This window comes from Pseudoalteromonas sp. SR45-5, from assembly GCF_014163565.1.
GTDB classification, from domain to species: Bacteria; Pseudomonadota; Gammaproteobacteria; order Enterobacterales; family Alteromonadaceae; genus Pseudoalteromonas; species Pseudoalteromonas distincta.
In genome coordinates, this window is the sequence record NZ_JACJDN010000777.1 from 1 (window position 1) to 1586 (window position 1586).

A 1586-nucleotide genomic window follows, 5' to 3' on the forward strand; every position below is an offset into this window, starting at 1 on the left:
ACTTATAGAAATCCTTTTACTTTTTATTTGTTTTTTTATGTTGTTTTATTAACAAAAAATATGGCTCCAAAGGTAGCATTTAGTGCTCTGTGTAGCAACAGTAAAAGATAAAGTTCATATATCTGCCATATTAACGTCATAAAAAAGCGCGAAGTAAATTCGCGCTCATAAACTTAACGGGCGTTATATTTTAATACACACGTACTTTTCTTCTAAGTACTCATCAAGCCCTTGATGACCGCCTTCTCGGCCTAAACCAGATTGCTTAACACCACCAAATGGCGCTACTGGGTTTGATATAACACCTTCATTAACGCCGACCATACCAAATTCAAGCCCTTCACTCACTCGGTAGACTTGCTTAATGTTTTGGCTGTAAAAATAGGCTGCTAGGCCAAATGGTACATCGTTAGCAAGCGCAAGCACTTCACTCTCTTCATCAAAAGGAATAACCGTTAATACCGGACCAAATACCTCTTCGTGGTAAATATCCATTTCTGTGGTGACATTGTTTACTATTAATGGATTTTGAAAGCTGCCACCTAAGTCACTATTATCGCCAATCAGCGTCGCGCCTTTATCGAGTGCGTCTTGTACTAACTGCTGTACTTTCTCTTTGGCTTTAGGGTAAATAAGCGGACCAATATCAACATCGTCTTCAAGACCATTTGCCACTTTTAATGCTGCAACCTTAGGCGTGATTTTTGAAAGTACTTTGTCGAGAATATTACGTTGTATAAAAATACGGTTTGCAGCAACACATGCCTGCCCACTGTTTCTAAATTTAGCCGCCATTAGCCCTTCAACAGCTTCATCTAAGTCGGCATTATCAAAAATAATAAAAGGTGCATTACCGCCAAGCTCCATCGAGGTGCGCTTAATTGTGTCAGCACATTGCGATAGCAACTGCTTACCTACACCGGTAGAACCGGTAAATGTAAACTTACGCACAACTTCTGAGTCAGTCAGCATTTTACCTACTGTTTTGGCATCTTGAGAAACCATTACATTAAATGCACCTTTAACAAAACCAGCTTGATCAGCTAAGTAAGCAAGTGCGATAGCACAAAGTGGCGTGTGTTCAGAAGGTTTGAGTATAAAGCTACAGCCCGCAGCGTAGGCTGGCGCTACTTTACGAGTAACCATAGCAATAGGAAAGTTCCACGGCGTTATACCAGCTACAACACCGACAGGCTGCTTAAAGCTAGTTAAACGATGCGAGTCATCTGTTGGCGGAATTACATCTCCGTAACTACGTTTGGCTTCTTCTGCAAACCATTTGATAAAACCTGCACCGTAATCAATCTCACCAAGAGATTCTTTGAGTGGCTTGCCTTGCTCTTTGGTCATTAGCTCTGCAAGTGTTTGCTTGTGTTTTATTACTAGCTCATACCAGCGCATCAAGGTTTCGCTTCGCTCAGTGGCATTCGTCGTTTTTAACTTAACAAAAGCCCCTTGAGCTGCGGTTATTGCGCTATTTACACCCTGCTCGTCAATATCGCTTACTTCAACAATACTTTTTTCGGTAGCGGGATCGTTAACGCTAAAGCGCGTATCAGTTTTATAAAATTCGCCGTTAATAAATG

General features: G+C 41.2%; 1 protein-coding gene. It reads right to left on the reverse strand.

Translation table 11 applies throughout. From position 1 onward, the window contains the following. Window positions 1–183: 183 nt before the first annotated feature. The coding region (locus tag H5072_RS18940) for an NAD-dependent succinate-semialdehyde dehydrogenase (RefSeq protein ID WP_182694445.1) at window positions 184–1586 on the reverse strand (1403 nt) is incomplete at its 5' end.